The sequence below is a fragment of the Pseudomonas sp. NY11955 genome, assembly GCF_048068035.1.
Lineage (GTDB): Bacteria > Pseudomonadota > Gammaproteobacteria > Pseudomonadales > Pseudomonadaceae > Aquipseudomonas.
Genome location: NZ_JBLUPS010000007.1, coordinates 264,540 through 289,069, shown reverse-complemented (window position 1 = coordinate 289,069; position 24,530 = coordinate 264,540). Strand labels below are relative to the sequence as shown.

Annotated in this window: 23 protein-coding genes; 7 read left to right on the top strand and 16 right to left on the bottom strand. The window is 63.6% G+C overall.

Annotated elements, in window-relative coordinates; all coding sequences use genetic code 11:
* The first annotated feature begins 134 nt into the window (after positions 1–134).
* Entirely contained in the window at positions 135–617 is a 483-nt protein-coding gene (locus ACNFBR_RS16010; protein WP_416735806.1) for an LEA type 2 family protein, read from the top strand.
* 18 nt (positions 618–635) lie between these two features.
* Here ACNFBR_RS16010 and ACNFBR_RS16005 read toward each other — a convergent pair whose 3' ends face one another.
* Positions 636–899, bottom strand: a complete 264-nt coding sequence (locus ACNFBR_RS16005; protein ID WP_003248880.1) for a hypothetical protein — start codon at positions 897–899, stop codon at positions 636–638.
* A 128-nt stretch (positions 900–1,027) separates the two neighbouring features.
* On the opposite strand from ACNFBR_RS16005, the gene ACNFBR_RS16000 reads away from it, so the two are divergent.
* The gene (locus ACNFBR_RS16000; protein ID WP_416735805.1) at positions 1,028–1,348 is read left to right on the top strand and encodes a DUF883 family protein; all 321 of its coding nucleotides are present in this window, start codon (positions 1,028–1,030) and stop codon (positions 1,346–1,348) included.
* A gap of 22 nt (positions 1,349–1,370) precedes the next feature.
* Here ACNFBR_RS16000 and ACNFBR_RS15995 read toward each other — a convergent pair whose 3' ends face one another.
* The gene (locus ACNFBR_RS15995) at positions 1,371–1,988 is read right to left on the bottom strand and encodes a tRNA-(ms[2]io[6]A)-hydroxylase (RefSeq protein WP_003248869.1); all 618 of its coding nucleotides are present in this window, start codon (positions 1,986–1,988) and stop codon (positions 1,371–1,373) included.
* A gap of 154 nt (positions 1,989–2,142) precedes the next feature.
* Here ACNFBR_RS15995 and ACNFBR_RS15990 point away from each other — a divergent pair, with 154 nt between their 5' ends.
* Complete coding sequence (locus ACNFBR_RS15990; protein ID WP_416735804.1) at positions 2,143–3,006, top strand: universal stress protein; 864 nt, start codon at positions 2,143–2,145, stop codon at positions 3,004–3,006.
* Between the two features lie 64 nt (positions 3,007–3,070).
* On the opposite strand, the gene ACNFBR_RS15985 is transcribed toward ACNFBR_RS15990, so the two are convergent.
* From ACNFBR_RS15985 to ACNFBR_RS15965, 5 genes are all read right to left on the bottom strand, one after another.
* Positions 3,071–3,274 carry a formate dehydrogenase subunit delta gene (locus ACNFBR_RS15985; RefSeq protein ID WP_416735803.1) on the bottom strand — a complete coding sequence of 68 codons (204 nt, stop codon included), beginning with the start codon at positions 3,272–3,274 and terminating at the stop codon, positions 3,071–3,073.
* Complete coding sequence (gene fdhF / locus ACNFBR_RS15980) at positions 3,271–6,153, bottom strand: formate dehydrogenase subunit alpha (RefSeq protein ID WP_416735802.1); 2,883 nt, start codon at positions 6,151–6,153, stop codon at positions 3,271–3,273. Before fdhF ends, ACNFBR_RS15985 begins: the two co-directional genes overlap by 4 nt.
* Positions 6,150–7,709, bottom strand: a complete 1,560-nt coding sequence (locus ACNFBR_RS15975) for a formate dehydrogenase beta subunit (RefSeq protein ID WP_416735801.1) — start codon at positions 7,707–7,709, stop codon at positions 6,150–6,152. The genes fdhF and ACNFBR_RS15975 overlap by 4 nt, the downstream gene beginning before the upstream one ends.
* Positions 7,703–8,185, bottom strand: coding sequence for a formate dehydrogenase subunit gamma (locus ACNFBR_RS15970; RefSeq protein ID WP_416735800.1), 483 nt, complete (start codon positions 8,183–8,185; stop codon positions 7,703–7,705). Before ACNFBR_RS15970 ends, ACNFBR_RS15975 begins: the two co-directional genes overlap by 7 nt.
* Positions 8,186–8,537: 352 nt before the next feature.
* Positions 8,538–9,119: a hypothetical protein gene (locus ACNFBR_RS15965; RefSeq protein ID WP_416735799.1), complete on the bottom strand. Its 582-nt coding sequence runs from the start codon at positions 9,117–9,119 to the stop codon at positions 8,538–8,540.
* Positions 9,120–9,412: 293 nt separating this feature from the next.
* Here ACNFBR_RS15965 and ACNFBR_RS15960 point away from each other — a divergent pair, with 293 nt between their 5' ends.
* Complete coding sequence (locus ACNFBR_RS15960) at positions 9,413–11,338, top strand: AMP-binding protein (protein ID WP_416735798.1); 1,926 nt, start codon at positions 9,413–9,415, stop codon at positions 11,336–11,338.
* 68 nt (positions 11,339–11,406) lie between these two features.
* Here the strand turns inward: ACNFBR_RS15960 and ACNFBR_RS15955 are convergent, their stop codons facing one another.
* Genes ACNFBR_RS15955 through fabG form a run of 3 tightly spaced genes read right to left on the bottom strand, consistent with a single transcriptional unit; the run spans position 11,407 to position 15,093 of the window.
* On the bottom strand, positions 11,407–12,717 hold the full coding sequence (locus ACNFBR_RS15955) for an aspartate aminotransferase family protein (RefSeq protein ID WP_416735797.1): 1,311 nt from the start codon (positions 12,715–12,717) through the stop codon (positions 11,407–11,409).
* Positions 12,718–12,728: 11 nt separating this feature from the next.
* Positions 12,729–14,279 carry an APC family permease gene (locus ACNFBR_RS15950; RefSeq protein ID WP_416735796.1) on the bottom strand — a complete coding sequence of 517 codons (1,551 nt, stop codon included), beginning with the start codon at positions 14,277–14,279 and terminating at the stop codon, positions 12,729–12,731.
* Between the two features lie 40 nt (positions 14,280–14,319).
* Positions 14,320–15,093 carry a 3-oxoacyl-ACP reductase FabG gene (fabG, locus tag ACNFBR_RS15945; RefSeq protein ID WP_416735795.1) on the bottom strand — a complete coding sequence of 258 codons (774 nt, stop codon included), beginning with the start codon at positions 15,091–15,093 and terminating at the stop codon, positions 14,320–14,322.
* 229 nt (positions 15,094–15,322) lie between these two features.
* On the opposite strand from fabG, the gene ACNFBR_RS15940 reads away from it, so the two are divergent.
* Both ACNFBR_RS15940 and ACNFBR_RS15935 read left to right on the top strand, forming a co-directional pair.
* Positions 15,323–16,333 (top strand): phosphotransferase enzyme family protein, encoded by a 1,011-nt coding sequence (locus ACNFBR_RS15940; protein ID WP_416735794.1) that lies wholly within the window; start codon positions 15,323–15,325, stop codon positions 16,331–16,333.
* Positions 16,334–16,528: 195 nt separating this feature from the next.
* Positions 16,529–17,608: an AraC family transcriptional regulator gene (locus tag ACNFBR_RS15935; RefSeq protein WP_416735793.1), complete on the top strand. Its 1,080-nt coding sequence runs from the start codon at positions 16,529–16,531 to the stop codon at positions 17,606–17,608.
* A gap of 13 nt (positions 17,609–17,621) precedes the next feature.
* Here ACNFBR_RS15935 and ACNFBR_RS15930 read toward each other — a convergent pair whose 3' ends face one another.
* A complete protein-coding gene (locus ACNFBR_RS15930; protein WP_416735792.1) occupies positions 17,622–18,254 on the bottom strand; it encodes a hypothetical protein in 633 nt (210 codons plus the stop codon).
* A gap of 554 nt (positions 18,255–18,808) precedes the next feature.
* Here ACNFBR_RS15930 and ACNFBR_RS15925 point away from each other — a divergent pair.
* Positions 18,809–19,369, top strand: a complete 561-nt coding sequence (locus ACNFBR_RS15925) for a nucleotidyltransferase family protein (RefSeq protein ID WP_416735791.1) — start codon at positions 18,809–18,811, stop codon at positions 19,367–19,369.
* A gap of 3 nt (positions 19,370–19,372) precedes the next feature.
* Here the strand turns inward: ACNFBR_RS15925 and ACNFBR_RS15920 are convergent, their stop codons facing one another.
* From ACNFBR_RS15920 to ACNFBR_RS15900, 5 genes are all read right to left on the bottom strand, one after another.
* Positions 19,373–20,584 carry an MFS transporter gene (locus ACNFBR_RS15920; protein ID WP_416735790.1) on the bottom strand — a complete coding sequence of 404 codons (1,212 nt, stop codon included), beginning with the start codon at positions 20,582–20,584 and terminating at the stop codon, positions 19,373–19,375.
* Positions 20,585–20,750: 166 nt separating this feature from the next.
* Positions 20,751–21,260, bottom strand: a complete 510-nt coding sequence (locus ACNFBR_RS15915) for a ProQ/FinO family protein (protein WP_416735789.1) — start codon at positions 21,258–21,260, stop codon at positions 20,751–20,753.
* Between the two features lie 111 nt (positions 21,261–21,371).
* Positions 21,372–21,926, bottom strand: a complete 555-nt coding sequence (locus tag ACNFBR_RS15910; protein ID WP_416735788.1) for a helix-turn-helix domain-containing protein — start codon at positions 21,924–21,926, stop codon at positions 21,372–21,374.
* A 373-nt stretch (positions 21,927–22,299) separates the two neighbouring features.
* The gene (locus tag ACNFBR_RS15905; protein WP_416735787.1) at positions 22,300–23,658 is read right to left on the bottom strand and encodes an aspartate aminotransferase family protein; all 1,359 of its coding nucleotides are present in this window, start codon (positions 23,656–23,658) and stop codon (positions 22,300–22,302) included.
* Between the two features lie 68 nt (positions 23,659–23,726).
* Entirely contained in the window at positions 23,727–24,500 is a 774-nt protein-coding gene (locus ACNFBR_RS15900) for a gamma-glutamyl-gamma-aminobutyrate hydrolase family protein (protein ID WP_416735786.1), read from the bottom strand.
* Positions 24,501–24,530: the final 30 nt, after the last annotated feature.

Genomic DNA, 24,530 nt, shown 5'->3' with positions numbered 1-24,530 from the left:
GGTTGGGGAACAGCCAGTAAGAGAAGTTATCGGGCGTTAATGAGAAACAGTATCTTTCATATGAGCCGATACTTTCAACGCCGACGCGCATTTGCCACACTGCCAGTTCGTCCAATCCGGCAAGGTCGCACCTCATGACTGCCCGCCTGTACCGCTACACCCGCCTGTACCTGATCCTGCTGCTGACCAGCGGCCTGGCGGCCTGCGCGCTGTTCCAGCCACGCGACCCAGTGAACATCAGCGTGATCGGCATCGAGCCACTGCCCGGGCAGGAGCTGGAATTGCGCATGGCGGTAAAGATGCGGGTGCAAAACCCCAACGAGGCGCCGATCGACTACAACGGTATCGCCATCAACCTGGAGGTGAACGGCCAGCCGTTGGCCGCCGGGGTCAGCGACCAGCAGGGCCACATTGGCCGATATGACGAGGCGGTGATCGTGATGCCGGTAAGCATCACGGCGTTTTCCTTCCTGCGCCAAGCCTATGGACTAGGCAAGGTAGATTCGCTGCAGGGGTTGCCCTATACGCTGCGCGGCAAGCTGGCCGGCGGGCTGCTGGGGACCGTGCGGTTCACCGACGAAGGCAAGCTGGATCTGCCCAAGGGCACTTACTGGTAAGCGCCCTGCGCGGTGCGCTCAGCGGTTGGCGCTGGCCGCGGCCATCAGCTTGTTGACTTCGCTGCGCACCATGCTGGCGTACTCGGGCGGCGTCATGCCGTCCAGTTCGGCGCGTACCCACTCGGCCCATTTACCCTTGCGCCGTGGCTTTTCGGCGATCAGCCGCGCCGCTTCGCCCTTGGCCTTGCCCAGGTTGTTCTGCCACATCTCGAACAGACGGGCCTTCTCTGCCTCGATCTGCGCCCGTTCCTCGAAGCTCATGTTGGCCAGATTGAAACTCATGAAGGTACCTGCAGGTTTGAAAATGGCCGCTATCTTACACCCAGGCAACGCCACATCGGAAAGCCGCCGCAACTTTCCCGACGCGGCGGCATCCATTGTTCACACCCCCCATCGACGAGGACGAGTTCATGGCCCGGAAAAACGCCACGCTGGCGGATAGCGATCAGATCAAGGACCAGGTATTCAGCGAACTGCAATCGCTGATCGAAGAGTCGGAAAAACTGCTGAACGACAGTGCCGCCCTGGTTGGCGACGAAGCAGAGACGTTGCGTGCGCAGGTAAGCCTGAAGCTGCGCCAGGCCCGCCAGGCGGCCAGCAATGTGCGCAGCAGGGCGCAACCGGTGGTGGACGCCACACAAGACTACATCGGCGGCCACCCCTGGCAGACCGTGGCCATTTCCGCCGGCCTCGGCCTGGTGGTAGGCCTGCTGTTGGGCCGGCGCGGCTAAGGCCTGGGCCGCCTGTTGCGAATCAGGCGGCCAGCGCCTGCGGGATGCCGCTGTGGAAGCGCAGTTCCTGGTCGGGTGACTGGATCAGTTCCATTTCCGCAGCCCGCACCAGTTCCACCCGGCGGGCGATGTCCGCCTCATCACCGTAGTTGTGCGCCAGTTTCAGGTAACCCTGGTAGTGGCGCGCTTCACTTTTCAGCAGGCCGTGGTAGAAGCGCCCCAGCTCTTCATCCAAGTGCGGGACCAGTGCAGCGAAGCGCTCGCAGCTGCGCGCCTCGATGAACGCCCCCACCACCAGCGTGTCCACCAGCTTGACCGGCTCGTGGGCGCGCACCAGGCGGCGTAGCCCCGACGCATAGCGCCCCGCCGACACCGGGCGCAGCGGCACGCCCCGGCGCTTCATCAGGCGCAGCACTTGCTCATGGTGCACCAGCTCCTCGCGGGCCAGGCGCGACATCATGTTGATCAGGTCGAGGTGGGTGTTGTATTTGGCGATCAGGCTCAAGGCTGTGCTGGCGGCCTTGAACTCGCAGTTCTTGTGGTCGATCAGCAGGGTTTCCTGGTCGGCGAGCGCCGCTTCGATCCAGGCGTCTGGCGTCGGGCAGCCAAGAAAGGCGTCGATTTCGGGGATCAGGGACATAAGCGTGCAACCACACAGAACTGGCAGGGCCGGCGATTATACCGGCGGCGGCGGGCGGCGCCAGTGACTATGCTTGATGCATATCAAGCGCCAGCGGGGGGAGTGCCGACTATAGTCAGGCATTGGTCGCCACCTTTGAAGGGAGCTAACGCCCATGCAAGCCGTCCGCAGCATCCTTGTCGTCCTCGACCCCGAGCACGCCCACAGCCGGGCGCTGACCCGGGCCAAGCTGATAGCCGGCGTCACCGGCGCACGCCTGCACCTGCTGATGTGCGACAAACGGCATGATCACAGTGCGCTGCTGAGCCTGCTGAGCAGCCAGTTGCATGATGACGGGTACGACAACATCACCCATGAAGAAGCCTGGCGTGACAACCTGCACGACACCATCATCTATGTGCAACAGGCCGAAGGTTGCGAGCTGGTGATCAAGGAACACCGCCCGGACAACCCGCTGAAAAAAGCCCTGCTCACCCCCAGCGACTGGAAGCTGCTGCGCCAGTGCCCGTGCGCCGTGCTGATGGTCAAGAGCGAGCGGCCGTGGACCGGGGGCAAGATCCTGGCTGCGGTGGACGTGGGCAACCAGGACGAGGACCACCGCCGCCTGCACGCGAGCATCATCGATCATGGCTTCGAGATTGCCAAACTGGCCAAGGGCGAACTGCATGTCATCAGCGCCCATCCGTCGCCGATGCTGTCAGCCTCGGACCCGGCGTACCAGTTGAGCGACACCATCGAGAAGCGCTACCGCGAAGCTTGCAAGGCGTTCCAGGCCGAGTACGACATCAGCGAGGATCGCCTGCATGTGGCCGAAGGGCCGGCGGATGTGTTGATTCCACATACCGAGAAAGTGCTCGATGCCGTGGTGACGGTGATCGGCACCGTGAGCCGCACGGGGATTTCCGGGGCATTGATCGGCAATACGTCGGAGGTGGTGCTGGATGCGCTGGAGGGGGATGTGCTGGTGCTCAAGAGCGAGGAAGCCATCGCACACCAGGCCGAGTTAGCGCGAGGCTGAATCCCTTTTCCGCCTCACTGCAGGTTTATCGGGGCCGCCTTGCGGCCCCGATCAGTACCGACCGCTAGGCCAACGCCTCCCGCACCTTGGGGTCCAGCCCCTCCCCCGCATTGGCCTCGATCCACTCCGCCAACTGCCGGCGCATGGCCGGTGTCCAGAAGCTCTGCAAATGCTGCCTTACCCCCTGCACCGCCAGCGCCCGGTCGGGCTCGCTGTCAAAGTAATGGGCAATCTGGTTGGCCATCTTGACCAGGTTGTCGCTGCTCATCGGCGTACCTCGGCTTTCTCCGCTGATCGGCGCTCTTTCAACAGCCGCCGCTGTTCATCGCTGAAGTCCTGATAGCGCTTTTGCCATTGCGAAGGCTGGAACACCTTCACCACCTCCACTGCCGTCACCTTGTACTCAGGGCAGTTGGTGGCCCAGTCGGAATTGTCGGTGGTGATCACGTTGGCCCCAGACTCGGGGAAGTGGAAGGTGGTGTACACCACACCGGGCGCCACCCGTGCACTGACCTTGGCACGCAGCACAGTCTGCCCGGCGCGGCTGCCGATGCCGACCCAGTCACCGTCCTGGATACCACGGGTTTCGGCATCGGTCGGGTGAATTTCCAGGCGGTCGGCATCATGCCAGGCGACGTTGCCGGTACGCCGGGTCTGGGCGCCGACGTTGTACTGGCTGAGAATGCGCCCGGTGGTCAGCAGCAGCGGGTAGCGGTTGTTGACCTTTTCGTCGGTGGGCACGTAGCCGGTGAGCATGAAGCGGCCCTTGCCACGCACGAACTGGTCGATGTGCATGGTCGGCGTGCCGTCGGGCGCAGCGTCGTTGCACGGCCATTGCAGGCTGCCATGGCGATCGATTTCGGCGTAGCTGACGCGGCGGAAGGTCGGCGTCAGGCGGGCAATTTCGTCCATGATCTGCGACGGATGGCGGTAGTTCATCGGGTAGCCCAGGGCGTTGGCCAGGGCCACGGTGGCTTCCCAGTCTGCCTTGCCGGCCAGCGGCTCCATGACCTTGCGCACCCGCGAAATGCGTCGCTCGGCATTGGTGAAGGTGCCGTCCTTTTCCAGGAACGAACTGCCCGGCAGGAACACATGGGCGAACTTGGCGGTTTCGTTGAGGAAAATGTCCTGTACCACCACGCACTCCATGGCAAGCAGGGCTGCCGTGACGTGCTGGGTGTTGGGGTCGCTCTGGGCGATGTCCTCGCCCTGGCAGTACAGCGCCTTGAAGCTGCCATCGAGCGCCGCCTCGAACATATTGGGAATACGCAGGCCCGGGTCGGGTTGCAAGGTCACGCCCCAGGCCCGTTCGAACTCGGCGCGTACGCCCTCGTTGGAAATATGCCGGTAGCCGGGCAGCTCGTGGGGGAACGAACCCATGTCGCACGACCCCTGCACGTTGTTCTGCCCGCGCAACGGGTTCACCCCCACCCCTTCGCGGCCGATGTTGCCGGTCGCCATGGCCAGGTTGGCGATGCCCATCACTGCGGTACTGCCCTGACTGTGCTCGGTCACACCCAGGCCATAGTAGATGGCCGCGTTGCCACCGGTGGCGTACAACCGGGCAGCGGCGCGGATCTGCTCAGCTGGCACGCCACAGACAGGGCCGAGCACTTCAGGGGCGTTTTCCGCCAGGCTGACGAAATCGCGCCAACGGGCGAAGTCTTCGGTTTCGCAGCGCGCGTCGATGAAGCGCTGGGCCAGCAGGCCTTCACTGACGATCACGTGGGCCAGGGCGTTGAGCATGGCCACGTTGGTGCCCGGGCGCAGTTGCAGGTGCAGCTCGGCGCGGGCGTGCGGCGAGTCGACCAGGTCGATGCGCCGTGGGTCGATCACAATCAGCCGCGCGCCCTGGCGCAGGCGGCGCTTGAGTTGCGAGCCGAACACCGGGTGGGCGTCGGTAGGGTTGGCACCGATCACCAGCACCACGTCGGCCTGCATCACCGAATCGAAGCTTTGCGTGCCGGCCGACTCACCCAGGGTTTGCTTGAGGCCATAGCCAGTAGGCGAATGGCACACCCGCGCGCAGGTATCGACGTTGTTGTTGCCGAACGCCGTGCGCACCAGTTTCTGCACCAGGTAGGCTTCTTCGTTGGTGCAGCGGCTGGAGGTGATGCCGCCAATGGAATCGCGCCCGTACTTGAGCTGGATGCGGCGGAACTCGCTGGCGGCATAGGTCACCGCCTCGTCCCAGCTCACTTCCTGCCACGGGTCTTCCAGGCGCTTGCGGATCATCGGCTTGGTGATGCGATCCGGGTGGGTGGCATAGCCCCAGGCGAAGCGGCCCTTGACGCAGGCGTGACCGTGGTTGGCGCCGCCGTTCTTGTCCGGGACCATGCGCACCAGCTGGTCGCCCTTCATTTCGGCGCGGAACGAGCAACCCACGCCGCAATAGGCGCACGTGGTAATGACCGCACGCTCTGGCTGGCCAAGTTGCACCAAGCTCTTTTCCGTCAGGGTCGCGGTCGGACAGGCCTGCACGCAGGCGCCGCACGACACGCACTCTGAAGCGAGGAAATTGTCACCACCCGCGGCCGCCACCCGCGATTCGAAACCACGCCCGGTAATGGTCAGGGCAAATGTCCCCTGGATGTCCTCGCAGGCACGCACGCAGCGGCTACAGACGATGCACTTGCTCGGTTCGTAGTCGAAATAAGGGTTGGAAACGTCCTTTTTCTCGGCCAGGTGGTTGGCGCCGTCATATCCGTAGCGCACCTCGCGCAGGCCCACCTGGCCGGCCACGGTCTGCAGCTCGCAGTTGCCGTTGGCCGAGCAGGTCAGGCAGTCCAGCGGGTGGTCGGATATGTACAGCTCCATCACGTTGCGGCGCAGGCCGGCCAGGCGTGGGCTTTCGGTGCGCACCACCATGCCTTCGCTGACCGGCGTGGTGCAGGACGCCGGGTAGCCGCGCATACCTTCGATTTCCACCATGCACAGGCGGCACGAGCCGAAGGCTTCGAGGCTGTCGGTGGCGCACAGTTTGGGGATGCTGGTGCCAAGCAGGGCGGCGGCGCGCATGACCGAGGTGCCGGCGGGCACGCTGACGGTGCGGCCGTCGATGCTCAGGCTGACCTGTACGTCGCTGTCGCGGGCCGGGGTGCCGAGGTCGCTGCTTTTATCAGAAGCGGGGTCGAAGAAATTGATCACTGCGCGGCCTCCGTGGTGGTCAGCCCAAAATCGGCGGGGAAGTACTTGAGCGCGCTGGCTACCGGGTAGGCAGTCATACCGCCCATGGCACACAGCGAGCCGTACTGCATGGTGTCGCACAGGTCGCGCAGCAACAGCGCCTGGTCGTGGCGTTCGCCGAGGTCGCTACTGGCGATCAGCCGGTCGACCACTTCCATGCCTCGGGTCGAGCCGATACGGCACGGCGTGCACTTGCCGCACGACTCTTCGGCGCAGAACTGCAGGGCGAAGCGCGCCATGCTGGCCATGTTCAGGGTGTCGTCGGCCACCACCACACCGCCGTGGCCGAGCATCGCGCCCATGGCGGCGAAAGCTTCATAGTCCAGTGGGGTGTCGAAGTGGCTGGGCGGTACCCACGCGCCAAGCGGGCCACCGACCTGCGCGGCTTTCAATGGCCGACCACTGGCCGTGCCACCACCGTAGCCTTCCACCAGCTCGCGCAGGGTCAGGCCGAACGCGCGCTCCACCAGCCCACCCTGGCGAACGTTGCCGGCCAACTGGAACGGCATGGTGCCCAGCGAGCGGCCCATGCCGAAATCGCGATAGAACGACGCGCCCTTGGCCAGAATGGTGGGTACCGAAGCCAGGGTGAGCACGTTGTGCACCAGCGTCGGCTGGCCGAACAGGCCTTGTAGCGCGGGCAGCGGTGGCTTGGCGCGAACGATGCCGCGCTTGCCCTCGATGGATTCGAGCAGTGCGGTTTCTTCGCCGCAGATGTAGGCGCCGGCCCCCACTCGCACTTGCAGGTCGAACGCCTGACCGCTGCCGGCTACATCAGGGCCGAGGTAACCGGCGTCACGCGCGATGGCGCAGGCCTGGTCGAGCACGCGGATGGCGTCGGGGTATTCCGAGCGCACATAGATGTAGCCCTTGTCGGCACCCACGGCGAGGCCGGCAATGATCATGCCCTCGATCAGCAGGAAGGGGTCGCCTTCCATCAGCATACGGTCGGCGAACGTGCCGGAGTCACCCTCGTCGGCGTTGCACACCACGTATTTCTGCCCGGCGCCGGCGTCACGCACGGTGCGCCACTTGATGCCGGCCGGGAACGCCGCACCACCACGGCCGCGCAGGCCGGAATCGAGCACGGCGGCGACCACCTCGGCAGCGTCCAGGGCCACAGCAGACTCAAGGCCGGCGAAACCACCGTGGGCACGGTAGTCGTCCAGCGACAACGGGCAGGTGATGCCGGCGCGGGCGAATAGTAGGCGTTGCTGGGTCTTGAGATAGGGTATTTCTTCGACCGCCCCCAGCGCCAGCGAGTGCCCTCCGGGCTCACCGGCCAGAGCATCGAGCAGTGACGGCACGTCTTGTGGGGTAACCGGACCGAAGCCCAGGCGCCCTTGCGCACTGTCGCACTCGACCAGCGGCTCCAGCCAGTACAGCCCGCGTGAACTGGTGCGCTGGATGTGCAGCGGCAACTGGCGGCGCTCGGCCTCATGCTGCAGGGCCTGGGCGACCTGGTCGGCGCCCACGGCGCGGGCTACCGAGTCACAGGGAATGTACAGTTTCAGCATGCTGCGTCCTCCCGGCACCCGTTGACCAGTGCGCGCAGGCGCTCGGGAGTGAGGCGCGCGTGCACTTGCCCGTCCAGCTCCAGCGCCGGCGAGCAGGCACAGGCACCCAGGCAGTAAACCGGGCGCAGGCTGATGGCGCCGTCGGCACTGGTGCCATGGTCGTCCAGTGCCAGTTGTTCACGCAGCTGCGCGGCCAGGGCCTCGGCGCCACGGCTCTGGCATGACTCGGCGCGGCACAGGCGCAGGGTGTGGCGCGCAGGCGGCGCGGTGCGGAAATCATGGTAGAAGCTGATCACCCCGCGCACCTCGGCCAGGCTGAGGTTCAGGGCATGGGCGATTTCGGGGACAGCCGCATCGGGGATGTAACCGATGTCGTGCTGGATGGCATGCAGGATGGGCAACAGGGCCCCAGGGGTGGCCTTGTCGCGGGTCAGGATGCGCTGGATCGCGGGCAGGTGGAGCACTTCATCAGGCATACAGCGGACCTCGGCATCACGGACCCTGCCTGAATTATTGTGAGGGCAGGTATCCGGCGTGTTCTGCTGCGGCGCACCGGCCACGTCACGGTTACGTGTACTGGCGGCCTCCTCGCCCACGGCCGCACGTCTGCGCGTGCTGGTCCTTGGGCATCCTGCAAGCATGGCACTTGTGGCGCCGAGGGGTTGCGTGCGAACGACCAGGCGCATCCTGAAACCGACCTAAGGTCAACAAGCTGGCCACCCAGCTTCGACCCTGTTCCAAACCGCACAGGCTTGCTCAAAATCTAAAAGTCCACCCGCCCCTGTGGGAGCAGGCTTGCCTGAGAAGCTGCTGGAGCCAAGGGTGACCTCAAGGCGCGCCCTTCCCCTCCACCGCCTTGGCCGTTTCAATCAGCTTGTCGAACTTGCGATTGAGCTGGGCAAACTTCTCATCGCTCTTGGCCCGCGCCTTGATGTTGGCCGCCGAGCTGGCCTTGTCGGCAATGGTCACAACCGTCCAGTCCCAATTCCTGGATACCCAGTAAACCAGCTCGCCCTCTGCGGAAAACGCCTCCAGCCGGCCACCGGTATCCGGTACCAGCTTCGCATCCTTGGTCATCGGCAGCAGTTGCTGCACCCGCGCTTCGTCGGTGGTGTCCAGACGCACTTCGATCTGACGCAGCTGGTCTGCCTCATTGAACGCCGCCTGCACCTGGGTGATGGCGATACCGCCCAGGTTCAGATCCCCTTTCGGTTTGGCCCCCTGATAAAACTCGGTAGGCACCTGATAGTGATAGCCGGTGAAATGTTCTACCTCGCCAAACTGCTGCTGCAGAATGGCCAGGGTCTGGGCCTTGGGCATGCCCAGGGTGAACTGGCCGACTTCAAGCGCCGACCAGGCTTGCAGGGGAAAAATCGCGCAGGCGAACAGGAGCGGTAAGGTCCGTTTCATGGGGGTGTCTTCCTTGAAATGAGTGCGTCAACCTAACCCCTGCACGACAATCCGACAATACTGGCAGGGTGCCAAGGCTGCCCTGCCACGGCTTCAGGCTACCGCTTTCTCCGCGCTACACGCGGCCTCCAGCTCGCGCACCAACGGTTGCGAAAACGATAGAAGTCGCTGCCTGCCAAGCGTTCGACGGTCAAGTAATTGTGCCCGCCGGTCAAGCGACCCTGCGCGTTGACTGGGAGGATTGCAGCAGGCCGCAAGGCCGGCAAAACAATAACAGCAACCAGGAGAACCCCATGACTCGCTACCTGCAGGCCTACGCCCGCGCTGCCGATGACCCCGAAGGTTTCTGGCGCGAACAAGCCGCCGCACTGGACTGGCATCGCTTTCCGCAACAGATCTTCACGGCCCAGGCCGATGGCAGCGGCCACTGGTTCGCCGATGGCCAACTCAACACCTGCCACCTGGCTGTAGACCGCCACGTCGCCAACGGTGCAGGCGAGCGCTGCGCCATTCTTTACGACTCACCCGCCACTGGCGTGAAGGAGCGCATCAGCTACCAGCAGCTGCAAGCGCGCGTGGCCCGCTGTGCCGGCATGTTGCGCGCACTTGGGGTGGCGCGCGGTGACCGGGTGATCATCTATATGCCGATGATCCCCCAGGCGCTGGTCGGCATGCTGGCCTGCGCGCGGCTGGGCGCCGTGCACTCGGTGGTGTTTGGCGGCTTCTCCGCCGCCGAACTGGCGGTGCGTATCCGTGATGCCCAACCCAAGGTGCTGCTCAGCGCCAGCTGCGGCATCGAGTACGACCGGGTGGTGCCCTACAAGCCGCTGCTCGACCAGGCCCTGCAACTGGCCGTCGGGCATAGCCCGCACCTGGTGATCGAGCAACGCGAACAGGCCCTGGCCCCGCTGCATGGCCCGCGCGAGCACGATTGGCAACAGCTGCTGGCCCAGGCCGAGGCCGTGCCCGCAGTGCCGGTGAATGCCACTGACCCGCTGTACATCCTCTACACCTCAGGCACCACGGGCAAACCCAAAGGTGTGGTGCGTGACCACGGCGGGCATGCCGTAGCGCTCAATTTCAGCATGCAGGCCCTGTACGACGCCCACCCCGGTGAGGTGTTCTGGGCCGCCTCGGACATCGGCTGGGTGGTGGGCCACTCGTACATCGTCTATGCCCCGCTGATCCGCGGCTGTACCACCTTGCTGTACGAGGGCAAGCCGGTGCGCACGCCCGACGCCGGGGCCTTCTGGCGGGTGATCGCCGAGCATCAGGTGAATGTGTTCTTCACGGCCCCTACCGCCTTCCGCGCCATCAAACGCGAAGACCCGCAGGTACAGTTGGCCGCCGGCCGCGACCTGTCCTGCCTGAAGGCCGTGTACGTGGCCGGCGAGCGCCTGGACCCACCCACCAGCGAATGGCTGCAGGGTTTTCTGCCCTGCCCGGTTGTCGACCACTGGTGGCAGACCGAGACCGGCTGGGCGATTGCCGGCAACCCGCGCGGGCTGGATGACTTGCCGATGAAGACCGGCTCGGCCAGCGTGCCGATGCCGGGCTACCGGCTGGACATCGTGGATGACGAAGGCCAGCCGGTACCCTGCAACCAGCCGGGCAACATCGCCCTGCGCCTGCCCTTGCCGCCCGGCACCTTGACCACCCTGTGGGGCGACCCGCAGCGCTTTGCCGACAGCTACCTCAGCAGCTTCCCCGGCTACTACTGCAGCGGTGACGGCGGCTACCTGGATGAAGACGGCTACCTGTTCGTCATGGGCCGGGTGGACGATGTGATCAACGTGGCCGGGCACCGGCTGTCCAGCGGCAGCCTGGAAGAAGCCTTGGGCGACCACCCGGCCGTTGCCGAATGCGCGGTGGTGGCACTGGCCGAAGAGCTCAAGGGCGAGGTGCCGGTGGGGTTCGTGGTGCTCAAGCACGGCCAGCAGCCCGACCCCGCGCTGCTGGAAAGGGAACTGGTCGCCAAGGTGCGCGATGCGGTCGGCGCGGTCGCCTCGCTACGGCGAGTGTTCATCCTCAAACGCTTGCCCAAGACCCGCTCTGGCAAGATTCTGCGCAAGACCCTGCGCTCCCTGGCCGCCAGCCCCGAAGTAGCCCTGCCACCAACCATCGAAGACCCGACCGTGCTGGATGAAGTACGCGCGGTGTTCGAACAGGCAGGTTGCTATGACGCCGCCCAGGGGCGCAAGGCAGCCACCGGGCACTGATCAGTGCAGAAAAACAAACCCCGCCAAGGCAAACCTTGGCGGGGCGCGCGTACAACCGGGTCAAACCGTCACAGCTGGTGCAACACACGCTGCAAGGCGCTGAGGAACTGCTCGACGTTTTGCGCCGAGAAGCACAACTGCGGGCGTATCTTCAGGGCATTGTTGTCGGCCCCCGACACGCCGATCAGCATGCCTTCCTCCCGCAGCAGGTTAACGATACGCCGCGCCGTGGCGCCATCGGCATCCCCCGACGGCGTCACCACGTCCACACCAATGAACAACCCCGCGCCACGTACCTGGCCAAGGCAGGCATGCTCGCGCGCTAGGCCCTCCAAGCCCTCCTTCAGTTGGCCCCCCACCTGCCTGGCATTCTCCTGCAGGCCTTCCTCCTCGATCACCTGCAACACTGCCAGGCCTACGGCCGCAGACACCGGGTTGCCGCCAAAGGTGTTGAAGTAACTGGCGTTGCGCCCGAAGCGTTCAAGGATTTCCGGACGCACCGTCAAACCCGCCAGCGGGTGGCCATTGCCCATCGGCTTGCCCATGGTCACCAGGTCGGGCACCAGGCCATGGCGCTGGAAGCCCCACATGTGCGTACCGGTGCGGCCAAAGCCTGGCTGCACCTCGTCGGCGATGAACAGGCCACCGGCAGCGCGCACCGCCTCCACCGCTTCCACAAGGAATCCGGCAGGGTCGGCAAACACGCCATCGCTGGTGAACAAAGTGTCGACCAGCAACGCCGCCGGGCGGATGCCATGACGCTGCATGTCGGCCAGTGCGGCGCGCACCTGGGCCGCAAACAGCTGGCCGACCTGCTGCGGGGCGTGCGGCAGGTGCACGGGGGCGTCGACCACACGGATGTCGCGCCCCAGCGGTACATAGTCACCCACCGACGGCGACAGCTCGGCGATGGCCGCCGTCATGCCGTGGTAGGCATAGCGAGTAACGATCACGCCGGTGCCCCCGGTGTAGTCACGGGCAATGCGCAGCGCCAGGTCATTGGCCTCGCTGCCGGTGCAGGTGAACATCACGTTGCCCAGCTGCGCCGGCATGGTCGCCAGCAGCTTTTCGGCATAGTCGAGCACACCTTCGTGCAGGTAGCGGGTGTGGGTATTGAGCGCAGCCGCCTGCCCGGCCAGGGCCTCGACCACCCGCGGGTGGCTGTGGCCGACCGAGGCGACGTTGTTGTACAGGTCGAGGTAGGCCCGGCCAGCGGTGTCGTACAGCCAGGTACCGGCGCCGCGCACCAGGTGCAGCGGGTTGTCGTAGAACAGCTGGTAGGCCGGCCCCAGCAGGCGCTGGCGGCGCTCGATCAGGCGACGCTCGGCGGCATCCAGGGCCGCGGCCTGCTCGGGCTGGAAGGCATTCACTTTCAACATGGTCGGTCTCCTCAGGTGTCCTGGCGCGCGTCGTCCATGACGATGCTGCCGATGATGTGGTACTTGCGGCGGTCGAAGTAACGGAAGTAGAGGGCGATCGAACCGCCCAGCGCAAAGCTGGCAGCGACGATCCACGGAATCAGCCGGAACAGCAGCGATTCAGCCGCACTGCCGGCAGCGAAGCTGAGGTTGGCGAACAGCAGGTAAACCACGTACAGCATGCCGATGCCGCCCAGCAGCGGTGCCAGGAAGGTCTTGAACCAATGCGCCTGGGCGCGGCGCTGGGTGCCGACATGGAAGTAGCAGATCACGGCAAAGGCGCACAGCGCCTGGACGATCAGAATGCCCATGGTGCCGAGGATCGCCAGCAAGGCATACAGGTCGGCGTAAGGGTCTTTGCCGGTGAGCAGGAAGGCCAGCACGATCAGCGTGGCGATCACGCTTTGCACGGTCGAGGCCACATGCGGCGAGCCATGGCGGGCGTGGGTCCGGCCAACGGTGCGGCCAAGGAACACGAACAGGTTCTCCCGGCCCAGCGCATAGATGTAGCGCGCCGCGCAGTTATGGAAGGCCATGCCGCAGGCAAACGAGCCGGTCACCACCAACAGCTTGAACAGGCTCACGGCCCATTCGCCCAGGTACAGGCGAGTCGGCCCGTAGAACACCTCGGCGGCGCTGGCCGGGTCCTGCGCCAGGCGAATGGCTTCGGCAGGGCCGGAACCGGCGATGGCCATCCACGAGACGAACACATAGAACACGCCAATGCCGATCACCGCCAGCAGCGTTGCCAACGGGATGATCTTTTTCGGGTTGCGCGACTCCTCGCCATACATGGCCGACGACTCGAAGCCGACCCAGGACCAGAAGGCGAAGAACAGGCCGATGCCAGCGTTTGCACCTATCACCCCCTCGGCTGGCCGAAAGGCGTTAAGCGGGTTGATCGACTCCACCGCCATGCCCTGCGGCCCACCGCCATGAAACAGCACGGCAAAAGCCATCAGCGCCAGCATTAGAATCTCCAGCACCAGGCACAGCCCGAGCACCTTGGCGGTGAGGGAAATGTCGAAGTAGCTGAGCACTCCGTTGGCCAACAGCATGGCCAGGGCGAATACGATCCACGGCACATGCAGGCCGGCGACACTGGCCAGCAAGTCTTCGCAGAAGAAAGCGAAAATGCCCACCAACGCCGCTTCGAAAACGATGTAGGTCAGCGTCACGGCAAGCCCCGAGGCCATGCCCACCACCCGCCCCAGGCCATGGGAGATGAAGCCGTAGAAGGCTCCGGTGGCGGTGATGTACTTGGCCATTTGCGCATAACCGATGGCAAACAGCGCCAGGATGATGGTGGCCACCAGGTAGCCCGCCGGCGCGTACTGGCCATTGCCGCTGCCGATGGCAATTGGCACGTTGCCAAGCATGGCGGTGATCGGCGCCGCTGTGGCCACCGTCATGAACAGCACACCCATCAAGCCCACCGCGTTCTTGCGCAGGCGCTGCACCTCAAGGGGCTGTGCCTGGCTGTCACGCACGCGCTCCAGTTCACCACTGTAGGTCTCGCTCATCAGGATCCACTCCGTGCTCTTATGGTTTTGGTGGAAAGGGTCAGGCCAGTGCTTGCAGGGACTCGGGCAGGATCTGCCCGCCATCGACGATCAGGCTCTGTCCAGTGATGTAGCCGGCTTCTCTGGAGGCGAAGAACAGCGCGGCATTGGCGATGTCCTCGACCTGGCCGAGGCGCTTGAGCGGAATGGACGCGGCCATGCTGGCCTGGTAGTCCTCGCCCATGCCCTGCAAGCCTTCGGTCACGATGTTGCCCGGCAGCACGGCATTGATGGTGATGCCATCGCGGGCCAGCTCGATGGCCGCGGTTCGCATGAAACCCAGCTGCGCCGCCTTGCTCGCGCCGTAGTGCGCCCAGCCGGGGAAGCCGGTTACCGGGCCGGTGATGGACGAGGTCAGGATCACCCGCCCGTACTCGGCCCGGCGCAAATAGGGCAGCGCTGCCTGCACGCAAAGGAAGGTGCCTTTGGCATTGGTGCCGAGTACCTGATCCCAGTCTGCGTCGCTCATGTCGGCCAGTGCGGCCGAGGGGAACACGCCGGCATTGGCGCACAGCACATCTAGCCCGCCCTGGGCCTGTACCACTTCTTCGATCATCCGTACCACCTGCGCTCGGTCGCCCACATCGGCCACCAGGCCGATGACCGTCAGGCCTTGATCACGCAAGCGACTGGCAACGGCTTCAACCTTGTCCCGGTGCCGGCCACTGATCGCTACCTTGGCGCCCTGGCGGGCGAAGCCGACGGCGATACCCAGGCCGATACCGCTGGTACCGCCGGTGACCAATACGCTTTTGCCTTGTAGTGAAGTCAGCATGCTCCAGCCCTCGATCCGCTATGTGTGCCAGTGATGGGGACCGATGGTGGGCCGGCCGGCAGGTGGCGACTTGACCGCAGGGCACAAGTTGAGGGCTGCAGGATCAAATTCTCGAAGCCGTCCAGCTGGCTTGTGGCGTGTGGTCAAGATTTCGCGGTTTGCGGTCAAGCCAGTGGCACGGGGCTCGACTCATGCTGGCAGCCAGACCCCTGCCAACGGAGCGTGCCTGATGACCAACGATCACCCATCCCACACCCGCCCTGCCGTGCTTGAACGTTTTGCCCAGCATGCGCTGGCTGGCTATGCCGATACCTACCAGGGCCAGATCGAGTTGCTGGTGCACTCCGAGAACGCCACCTACCAGGTCCGGGGCCTGCGGCAGCGGTTTGTGATGCGTGTGCACCGCGCCGGCTATCACCAACACGCCGACATCGCCAGTGAACTGGCCTGGCTGGCGGCGCTGGAGCAGGCCGGCCTGGAAGTGCCGGTACCCATCGCCGGGCTGGACGGCGAAGCGATTCAAACAGTCGAACTGCCCGGCCATGGTCACCGCTATGTGGTGCTGTTCCATTGGATCGAGGGCGGCGAGCCCGACCAGCAACAGCTGAATGCGTCGTTCCGCCGGCTTGGCGCCATCAATGCCCACCTGCATCGCCATGCCCGCAGTTGGCAACGTCCCGGCAATTTCCAGCGACTGACCTGGAACCACCAAAGCATGCTGGGTGAGCACGGCCACTGGGGCAGCTGGCGCGAAGCGCCCTACCTGGATGCCCGGGGCAGCGCGCTGATCAGCGAAGCAGTCCAGGTGATCGGCACGCGCCTGGCCGACTATGGCGAAGAACCCTCACGCTTTGGCCTTATCCACGCTGACCTGCGCCTGACCAACCTGCTGGTGCAAGGTGATCGCACCCGCATCATCGACTTCGACGACTGCGGTATGGGCTGGTACCTGCACGACCTGGCAGCGGCCCTGAGCTTCTTCGAACACCACCCCGACCTGCCACAGTGGATCGACAACTGGCTAGCGGGTTACAGCAGCGTGGCCAGCCTGGACGCCAGCGATATCGCCATGCTGCCGACGCTGATCATGCAGCGGCGCCTGCAACTGCTGGCCTGGACCGGCACCCACCGCGGCACGCCGCAGGTGGAATGCCTGGGCCCGCAATGGGTCGAACAAACCGTGGGCCTGTGCCAGCTTTACTTGCAGGAGCGGCCGGTGGGCGCACTGGCGCGGGCATGATCGAAACAGTTTTGTAACCAAAGGCTACGCACCGTGCTGGTGCGTAGCCTGCGTCAGGAGGGGCCCCGACAGCGCCGCAATGAATTGCCCTTGAGCGGTCGACGGGCTGGCGTGCGGCCTTTGGCCCGGCGTGGAATGAAAATTGCTCCCTCAGTTACCCAGCAACAGCCGGTAAACGACCGAGGAGGATGCTTCGTGCACGTTATCCATTCAGGCTTGCGCCAACCGGCGAGTGCCGCGCTTGGCAACTCGATAGGCATCCTGGCCTCGGCGGCGACCGGCCTGGTCGGTTTCATCGGCCAGCAAGGTGGCGACGCCGAACGCATCCTGGGGCGGGCCGGTATCGACAGCGAGCGCCTCGAGCACCCTACCCTCACCCTGGATTTGAACCAGTACTGCCAAGTGTTCGAGGAGGCGGCCCGGCAAACCGGCAACGACAACTTCGGATTACGCTTTGGCCAGCAGTTCAAGCCCGACGCGCTAGGGCTGCTCGGCTATGTGGGCATGTGCTCTGCCACCTTGGGCGATGCCCTGCGCAACGTGGTCGACACCTTCCCGGTGCACCAGCAGAGCAGCCTGTTGCGGCTTGAGGAAATGGGCGAGTTCTACCGCCTGGACTACCAGGTGCAATACGGCGCCATCTTGCGCAAGCGCCAGGACGCCGAATTGTCGCTGGGCATGTTCTTCAACTTGATGCGCCATGCGCTGGGGCAGAACTGGGCACCGGAAAAGGTGTTGTTCGAGCACCCGCAGCCCGAGGCCTGGCACGAGCACTGCAAAGTGTTCGACGCGCCAGTGCTGTTTGGCCAGCAGCGCAACGCCCTGGTGTTTCGCCGCAGTGTGCTCGACCGGCCAATGCCGGGCCGCGACCCACGCTTGCTGGCCATTGTCATCGAAAGCATGCGCTTGCTCGGCGGCCAGGGCGGCACGCCCAACCGCCCAGGCATTGTCGACGATGTGAAAACCCAGGTTCGCGCGCTGCTGGGCGACGGCTACCCGAGCCTTGAGCAGGTGGCCGAGCAATTGCGCCTGCCCAGCTGGACCGTGCAACGCCGCCTGCAAGACCAAGGGCTGAGTTTTTCGACCCTGGTCGACACCGTGCGCCAGGAGCTGGCGACCTACTACCTGCAGCAGTCGGCGCTGCCGATTTCCGAGCTGGCATTGCTGCTGGGGTACTCGGAAATCAGCGCGTTCTCGCGCGCGTTCCGCCGCTGGTTCGATGTCAGCCCCAAGCAATGGCGCCAGGCGCACAAGGGCCAGAGGGTGGATGCCTAGCATTTGGACGGTGTTACAGCGCCAAGCGCGCCAACCGCTGCAGCGCCAGAATCACTTCCTCGTCCCGCTCCTCAAGCACATCCGCCTGGATAAGGGCGATCAACGCCTTCAGCAATTGCGTCTGGTTCATCCCGGTTTGCTGTTGCAGCGCCAGCATGTCCTCTGCCATGTGCGGGTTGACCTTCATCGACAACCGTCGAGTAGCACTGGAGCGCGCAAGCCCGCGCTGCTCTCGCTGCTCATCCAGCGCCTGGACGAACGCCAGGTGCGCACCCTGCAATTGCTCCCCCTGCTGTGCCTGCACCAATTGCTGGACATAACGGGCCAGGAACAACTTGCGCAAATTGGCCCCGGCCTCGCTAGTGACCGTATGCATGGCCGCATCCAGCACGTCCAAGTAAACGGCCGGCAAACGCGCCTCGATCGACTTGAGCTGCTGCGTGCGCGCCTCGCGAATGGCTGGCGTGGATTGCGCTGGAAGAGCGACTACAGCATCGCAATGGGTACACACACCGACCAAAATATCCTTGGCTACCCCCTGGCCATCACTGAACGGTACATCCCGTCGTGCATACAGTGTCGGGACCACGGCCTGGCAGTGCTCGCAAAGTGCTTTTCCGCTATCCCCTTCGAAAAGGATCTTCATGATCTGACTACTCACTGATGAACGCTGATAAACCAGGTGGCTGGTTCGATAAAGAAGAACTTGATGTACCAGCCATCCCGTTTGAGCACATGCACCTCAATGGCTGCGACAGCATGGTGAGGGCTGCTTGTATGGTGAATACCCCTACATGAGCGAACGACCTCGACAACCTCGTGAGCTGACACCTCGCCTGTAGCCAGCTGGTTTTTATGTCGATATCCCCGCGTGAAGCGTGTAGGTACTCCCCTGACTCAAGCGCCGCAATCACGGCGTGCTGAGCCTCTCTGAAGCCGATTTTCATAACTCATCCCTGTCAATACGAAAATCATCGTACAAAATCCAAATCGAATCTACCGCTTGTGAAGCCGAAGCGACCAACGGCACGGCTAACGATTCGAGCGACGATCCGGAACACACATGAACTATGGCCCCGCCAAGCGCAAGTCAGCACAAAGCAATGTAACCAACGCTTTCATGGCCGTTTGCAGCAGCCCATGAAGGCGCCTTTCACATAAACTGACTCCTCGGCAACGCAGCCATCAAGGACGACGCTCATGCATTCACTGAACGATGAACAAGTACTGGCGACCATCCGGGAAAACCCGATAAACCGGGCACTCCTGGCCATCCTGCCAACGCTGGATATTCCTCACTGCATGCTGACGGCAGGCGCGCTGTTCCAGACCTTCTGGAACCAACGCGCCGGGCTGCCTGTGGCGTGGGGCATCAAGGACTACGACATCGCCTATTTCGACGCCGACTTGTCCTGGGAAGCAGAAGACCGGGTTATCGCCAAGGTTCAGCGAGCGTGTGCGCACCTGGGCGTCAACGTCGAAGTGCGCAATCAGGCCCGCGTTCACCTGTGGTACCAGGCGAAGTTCGGCGGCGCCTACTCGGCATTGCGCAAGGTTACCGACGGCATTGACCGCTACCTGATCCGCTCGACCTGCCTGGGCGTCGATGTGCACACAGGTACGTTGTACAGCACGCATGGCCTGGAAGACTTGCAGAACAATCTGCTGAGGATGAACGAACTGAACCCACGCCCCGACTTGTTCAAGGCAAAAGCCGCCAGCTACCAGGAGCGCTGGCCATGGCTTGTCTTGGCCGAGTGAGGGCTACGCCATGGCGTTGCGCACACTGCTTTTGCGCCAAACCAGACGCCCAAGGGTAATCGACCAGTTGAACAGGGATATCCCCAGCAGGATCAGCAGCATCATCGATAATCCTTCATCGATGATGATTTTGCCGGCAAGGAACGGGAATCCGAATACGCCAACAAAATAGGAAAGGCTGAACAGCAGCAGAGATTGCGTGGTTGCGCCCTCTGGCGCTTCGTTCGCCGCAAGGCCATTGATCACCGAATAGGTCAGGCCGTAGCCGACACCCAGAATGATCGCTGCCAGGATGTAGCCAAGGTTACCGGCAACGAAATACTTGAACATCAGTAGAGACACTACGATCAGCCCCGACAGCAGACACGACATTCGATAGGGATCGCGCCTTACCACCCACCCCGCTACAAACATGCGCCCGGCGATGGCAGCACTCATGAACCCAATGAAGAAAACCGAGTAGTCGAGTGCTTTTTCGTGGGCATAGCTGGTTTGAAAACTTGAAAGCCCGCCAAAGATCGCCCCGCCCAGACCGACCATCAGAATTGGGAATACAGCCCTTGAGCCCAGGACTTTCTGGGCTGCTTGCCAAGACAGCCTGGACACGGATGCGCTAAAGCGGTTGGGTAATTGGCCGAACGCATTGGCCATGCGCCAGAACAGCATGACCCCGATCAAGCTGGCCAGTGCAGCAACGTAAAAGGTGGCAGTGACCGGCAGCCCCATATGGCTAGCCAGGCGCCCGACCAGGGGTGCCGAGCCGATGCCGCTCATCATGCTGCCCGAGAGCAACGCGAAGTAGCGCGAGCGCTGTGCCGGAGGAACAATGGTTGCCACGATGATCGGGCCCAGGGTGTAGAAAACACCCCAGCCTACGCCCAGCAGCAAGCCGAACATCAGCATCAGGTTTGTAGAGTTGGCACTCACGGCAAACCCCAGGTTTGCAACCACCAGCGCCAAGCCGCAAAGCGCAATCGAGCGGGCAGCGCCGAGGCGATCGGACAAATGCCCGGAAACCAGTACGGCAGCAAACGTACTCAGCATGGCGGCTGAGATCACATGGCCGGCGTCCTGTTCGTTGCCGCCGTGAGTACCCACCAGCAAAGCCAGCAGGAAGGTCGAGCCATAGGACAGCGACAATAGGTAACTGGCAAAACAGAACACGCTGAACAGGGGCTTTGACACGACCGTATTGCGTTCATCCTGGGAAAGCATGAGAGACCCTGAGTAATTGGACCGAACACGCAGTGTGCGTGGTGGGCACAAACAGGGTAAATCCAGGATTCTTGATCTGAAGGTAAGGCGCCACACACCTAAGCCAGGTGGCAGCCCCGACAAGGGCTGCCCTCCAGCGTGGCTACTAGACAGAGCGTGACTGAGTTCAGTCGGTAGACTGCACCGCTGCGGTGTCCGCTGCCGGGGCTGGAGCCTGCGCTTTCGACTTCGCCCGATTGCGGCGGTCCTGGCTGCGTTGCCGCGAGGCTTGCTGCTTCGCGTGCAGCGCCTGGGCGGCGGTCACGATGCCTGCTGCCTGGCCGTTCAAGTCCAGGCGTGGGGCATCTTCCACCATGCTTGCCCAATATCGAGCGCCCCGGCACCAGGTAGAGATGCCCAGCTTCAGCTGCTCACGGGTTAGCCCAAGCAGCTCCAGGTGTTGCTCGGCATCCTTGAAAATGCCCTCCTTGAGCGGCACCTTGGGGGCCGGATTGACCGGGAAAGCCAATGGAAAATGCTTCTGCAATGGCCAGATCGCTGCCACCGCCGGGTCCTGCTCACGCGCCTTCGCCTGCGGGGGCGACTTGCGCTTGGGCGGTTTCGGGCTATCGACCTTGGTCTGCTCTTTTTCCGCCCGCAGGCGGTCACGTAGCTCAGCTAGTTGTTCAAAACCCATCGTTCAATTCACTGCTTGGAAGTTGATTGCGTGGCGTAAGGATACCCCATGCAGCCAGCAGATTGCTTGCAGGCTAACTTTCCCGGCCAGCCGGCTACAACCAAAGGCGCCTCAGCTGAATACCCAAAGCACGCGTGTAGGCTTGTCGGTGAGGTTGGCGTAACGAAAACTGGCGTGGGGTTGCAGTTGAAAACTGTCACTGGCGTGCAGCGTGACCGGCTCACCGCCGTCCAGCCAGACGGTCAGCTCGCCTTCGAGCACGAAGCAGCCCTGCTCCGAGCTGTCGTCCAGGTATTCCTCGCCACTGCTGGCCCCTGGCTGCAAATGGCTATCGAGCATGGAGAACGCGCCCGTTATCGTGGGGGATGCCAGCACATCGGTGATACCGCCTGCCAGGTGCAGCGTGCGACGCTCGTGAGGGCGGGTGACCCAGTCGAGTTCGCGGGGTTTGTCGAGCTTGTAGAAGTAGGCGGTCGAGACACCGAGTTCTTCGCTGATGGCCGTAAGGTCGGCCACGGTCGGGCGTGATACGCCCCGCTCGACCTGGGACAGAAACCCCACCGAGCGGCCGATGCGCTGGGCCAGCTCGCCCAGTGTCAGGCCTTTGAACTTGCGCAAGTCGCGAATCAGTACTGCCAGGCCTTCGATTTCTTCGTGCACTTTCATAGTTGAATCGCGATTTTCGGACGGAAAATTAATGCCCTGAAAAGTACATGATTCATTTCACAAAGCAAGATGCTTTGGGGGAGGTACCTGACGTGGGGTTTGCGGTGGGGCGCAGATCGAGCGCCGCCCGCGCGGCGCATCGCGAGCAAGCTCGCTCCTACATTTGTTTCGGGCCAGTATCGCCTGTGGCAGACGCGCGCGACCGCCTTGTTTGTACGACGCGATATAGCGCCATGCGCCAAGGCGTTCGCGCGCAAATGGCACAGGAATTATTGGCCCGAAACAAATGTAGGAGCGAGCTTGCTCGCGATGCGCCGCGCGGGCGGCGCTCGATCTCACAGGCGCAAAAAATCTACCGCCAAGCCCTCTGCCCTCACCTAACAGCCTCGTACGTCAGGTCCAGGCACTTGCGAGCCTTCGCTACCAGCTCGTCGATCTCCTCGATACTGATCACCAGCGGTGGCGCGATGATCATGGTGTCGCCCACGGCGCGCATGATCAGGCCATTGTCGAAGCAGTGCTGGCGGCAGATCATGCCGACACCTTTGCCTTCGTAACGGGCGCGGGTGGCCTTGTCCTTCACCAACTCGATCGCACCGAGCATGCCCAGGCCGCGCACCTCCCCTACCAACGGGTGGTCGGCCAATTCGCGCAGGCGTTGTTGCAGATAAGGCGCGGTCTTGTCGTGCACCTGCTGGATGATCTGCTCGTCACGCAGGATACGCAGGTTCTCCAGGCCCACCGCAGCCGCCACCGGGTGACCGGAATAGGTGAAGCCGTGGTTGAAATCGCCGCCTTCGCTGATGACCTTGGCCACTTCGTCGCGCACGATCACCCCGCCCATGGGGATGTAACCGGAGGTCAGGCCCTTGGCGATGGTCATCAGGTCGGGCTTGAGGTCGTAATAGTCGGTACCGAACCACTCACCGGTACGGCCGAAGCCGCAGATCACTTCGTCGGCGACGAACAGGATGTCGTACCTGGCCAGGATTTCCTTGATCTTCGGCCAGTAGGTCTGCGGCGGAATGATCACGCCACCGGCGCCCTGGATCGGTTCGGCGATGAAGGCGGCAACGTTGTCCACGCCGACTTCGAGGATCTTCTTCTCCAACTGCTCGGCCGCCCACACGCCGAAGTCGGCCTCGGTCATGTCACCGCCTTCGCCGTACCAGTACGGCTGCGGGATGTGCACGATATCCGGGATCACCCCGCCCTGCTGGTGCATACCGCTCATGCCGCCTAGGGCCGCGCCCGCCACGGTAGAGCCGTGATAACCGTTGATGCGGCCGATGATGACGTTCTTGTTCTTCTTGCCCTTCAGCGCCCAGTAATGGCGAACCATGCGCAGCACGGTATCGTTGCCTTCGGAACCGGAGCCGGTGAAGAACACATGGTTCATGCCTTGCGGGGCCACATCGGCGATGGCCTTGGCCAGCTCCAGCGCAGGCGGGTGCGCGGTCTGGAAGAACAGGTTGTAGTAAGGCAGCTGCTTCATCTGCTGGCTGGCGACCTCGGCCAGCTCATCGCGACCATAGCCGACCGCCACGCACCACAGGCCCGCCATGCCATCGAGAATCTTGTTGCCTTCGCTGTCCCAGAGGTACACGCCCTTGGCCGACGTGATGATGCGCGGGCCTTTTTCGGCCAGTTGCTTGACATCGCTGAACGGGGCCAGGTGGTGGTCGCGGCTCAGCGCTTGCCAGGCCTGGGTTTGCGAATTCTGTTCACTCATTGACTGCACTCCATCAAGTTGCGCAGCTGTGCTGCGCGGGTATTTTCGTAGGTGGGCAAGGTGGCTGTTCAGGCGGACAGCAGCAGCCGCTGGCGCAGCACCGAGCGCTGCCGGCAGGCCTTGCCGAATGACTGGAAGATGGTCAGGTACTGCGGGTTATCCATGACCTGGAACTCGGGGTGCCATTGCACGGCCAGGGCAAAACCCTTGCTGTTCTCGACCGAAATCGCTTCCACCAGGCCATCGGGTGCCAGCGCTTCCACCCGTAGCCCTGGAGCCAGTGCATCGATGCCCTGGCCATGGATGGAATTGACGTCGAAGATCGCCGGCAACCCCATGCGGTCGAGCAGGCCACCCGGTTCCACATGCATGGTGTGGCGCGGGCCGTATTGCTTCTCGATGGGCTCGCCCTTGCCTTCACGGTGGTCCATGAACACACCGGCCTCATGGACCTTCTGGTAAAGGGTGCCGCCCAGCGCCACGTTCATTTCCTGAAAGCCACGGCAAATGCCGAGTACCGGTACGCCGGCGGCGATGGCCGCACGCATCAGCGGCAACGTGGTGGCATCACGCAACGGGTCGTGCTGGGTGCCTGCCGCACTGGCCGGGCCGTTGTAGTGGAACGGCTCGATGTTGGACGGCGAACCGGTGAAGATCAGCCCATCCACCACGTCGAGAATATCGGCGCTGTCCATCAGCTCGCCGAGGCTGGGTATCACGATGGGCAAGCCACACGCCGCCTTGGCTGCCGCGCGTGCATACTTCTCGGCGATGGTCTGGGTGGCATGCTGCTCAATCATGCTGGTGCATGCGGTAATGCCAATAACGGGCACACGTGGCATATCTTCCTCCGGCAAATCGGTATTGCGCGT